Genomic DNA, 2,838 nt, shown 5'->3' on the forward strand with positions numbered 1-2,838 from the left:
AACACGAGAAGGATCGCGCTCAGCACGCTGACGGCGGTGAGGGTCAGGGCGCTGACGAGGACCTGGGCCCTGCGGTAGGCGCCGAGCACAAGCGCCACTGCTGCACCGAGCAGCGGCAGCAACACGAGGAGGGGCACCAAGGCGCTCATCGATTCTCCTCCAATCCCCGGCTGGGCCGATCCGGATGTTCGTCGCTGTCGGCCAGGATCCTCTGGATGGCTGCATCGTCGAGGTCGACGGCGTCGAAGGTGGCATCCGTCGCCGCTTCGGTGTCGCCGGTGTGCTGATCGGGCACGGCGTCACCCTGGTCACCGAGTTGCGCCAGCCACCACGACCGATAGATCAGGGCGAGGACGAATGCGGTGAGGCCGAAGTTGATCACAATGGCCGTGAGCATGAGCACCTGCGGAACCGGGTCAGCCATCCCTTCGTCCGCGCTGGTCCCCGTGACGATCGGCGCCGCGCCGTTCGGTCCGCTGACCAGCAGGATGAGCAGGTTGGTCGCGTTGCCGACAAGCATGAACCCGATGAGCACGCGGGTGAGGCTTCGCTCGAGCATCACCGTGATGCCGACGGCGTAGAGCACGGCCATGAGCACGATGAGAGTTGCTGAGGCGGTCATCGGGTGACCTCACTCTCAGAGAAGTCGTCGCGGGATTCCTCGGAGAGGTCCGCCTCTTCCTGCTGACGGTCGATTTCGGCGCCGAGGCTGCGGAGGATGTCGAGGACGAGCCCCACGACGACGAGGTACACACCCACATCGAAGATCGTCGACGTGCCGAAGGACAGCGAGCCGAAGAAAATCACGTCCGTTTCAAAGTACGCCGAGGTCAACGTCTCGGCTCCGAAGAACAGCGAAGCGACGGCACAGCCGGCTGCGAGCGCGATACCTGCCCCGAGGATCTTGCCGGCGTCGATGGGGATCGCCTCGGCCAGTTCATAGCGGCCACCGGCGAGGTACCGCGCGACGAGGGCGAGACCCGCGAGCAGTCCCCCGGCGAAGCCGCCGCCAGGGGCGTTGTGCCCGACGAAGAGGAAATAGACGGAGACGAGGATCGCCGGGTGGAAGAGCAGCCGCACGAGCACCTCGAGCAGCACGGAGCGGTGGTCGGGCGCGAGGGCGCGCCCGGCCAGCAGCCAGCTCATCCGGCTGGAACTGGCCTCGGGCCCCGGTGCAAGCGGGTCGACGAGGACGCGCCTGCGGTTCCGTCCCCGCCGCTGCTGCTGGGAACCGACGAGCCGTGGGATCGGCCCGGCCCGGCCGGTGACGAACAGCAGGCTTGCGATGCCGGTCGCGACGACGACGAGCACGGCGATCTCGCCCATGGTGTCCCAGGCCCGGATGTCCACGAGGACCGTGTTGACGATGTTGCGTCCGTGCGCTTCTTCGAACGCGAGTCGCGGCCATTCGGTACCGATGCTCTCGGTCTGCCGGGCGCCGAGCGCGATCACGGCGACGACAGCCATGGTGGCGCCGACCGCGATGCCGATCGACGCCCGCAAGAGTCGTTTCACGGGCTTGTTGCGCTGGGCGATCTTGGTCGGCAGCCGGCGGAGGACGAGGACGAACACAACGAGGGTCACCAACTCCACGAGCGCCTGGGTGAGCGCGAGGTCCGGTGCCCCGTGCATGGCGAACAGGGCCACCATGCCGAATCCGGTCGTCCCGACGAGGAGGACCGCACTCATTCGCTGCTTCGCCTGGCCGGCCATGACGGCGGCGATCGCGATGGCGACGGCGACGAATACTTGCTCAGGGTAGTCCCACGGGCGGATGCTGTCGGGCCAGGTCCGGTTCAGGGCGCTGGCAACGCCGAGAGTGAGGACATAGACGACGAGAATCGTTGCCAGGTACTGCGGCAGGCCACCGCGCTGGGCGAAGATGGTGGAGCGCGCCGCCAGGCGGTCGACAAGACGCACGCTGAGCCAGTACCCGCGAGACGCGTCCAGCGTCGATGGAACGGCATCCTGGACTCGAGCGACCCAGATGCGCCGCCAGAACATCACAAGTCCGAGCGCGACCACGAGGGCGGAGAGGGCGAGGGCGGGTTCGAAGCCGTGCCAGAGGGCGAGGTGGTAATCGCCCGGCTCCGGCATAGTCTGTGCGTAGGGGCGGAGCGCCGGGTCAAGGAGGGGGCCTGCCCCGACGCCGAGCACGATCGTCACAGCGCTGAGGATGCCTGGGGCGATCAGGATGCCCCAGCCATCGGCGTGAAGTGTCGATGGAGCGGCGTCCTTGCGGGTAGCGAAAGCTCCCCAGAAGAAACGGGCACTGTACGCGACGGTCAGCACCGAGCCGACGGCGGTGCCGACGAGCGCGATCCAGCCCCAAACATCCCCGGCGAGCCCCGCTTCGAGGAAAGCGGTGAAGACGGCTTCCTTCGCGACGAATCCGAGGAGCGGCGGGATGCCGGCCATTGACGCGACCGCAACGAGGGTGATGGCGGCGAGCATTTTGGACTGGCGGCCAACTCCTGAGAGCTTGCGCCAGTCCCGTGTACCGGTGCGGTGGTCGAGAATGCCGACGACGAGGAACAGCGCCGCCTTGTACAGGGCGTGCGCGAGCAGGAGCGCGGCACCGGCGAGGGCGGCGTCGTGCCCGCCGAAGCCGACGATCACCATCAGGAATCCGAGTTGGCTGACCGTGCCGTAGGCGAGGACGAGCTTGAGGTCGTACTGCCGCAGCGATCGCCAGGCTCCGACGAGCATCGCCAGGACGCCGAGACCGACGAGCACCGGCGTCCAGCCAGGGATGTCGGCGTAGCCGGGTGCGAAGCGGGCAACGAGGTAGATGCCGGCCTTCACCATGGCGGCGGCGTGCAGGTAGGCACTCACCGG

2 protein-coding genes are annotated in these 2,838 nt (G+C 67.8%); both read right to left on the minus strand.

The window, feature by feature from the left end; all coding sequences use genetic code 11:
* Positions 1 to 145: 145 nt before the first annotated feature.
* The gene (locus ACLQ62_RS14240; protein WP_411722290.1) at positions 146 to 622 is read right to left on the minus strand and encodes an NADH-quinone oxidoreductase subunit K; all 477 of its coding nucleotides are present in this window, start codon (positions 620 to 622) and stop codon (positions 146 to 148) included.
* A partial coding sequence (locus ACLQ62_RS14245) for a Na+/H+ antiporter subunit A (protein WP_411722291.1) occupies positions 619 to 2,838 on the minus strand: 2,220 nt, incomplete at its 5' end. The genes ACLQ62_RS14245 and ACLQ62_RS14240, both read right to left, overlap by 4 nt.

Origin of the sequence: Mycetocola sp., from assembly GCF_046716805.1 — a bacterium.
GTDB lineage: Bacteria > Actinomycetota > Actinomycetes > Actinomycetales > Microbacteriaceae > Mycetocola_A.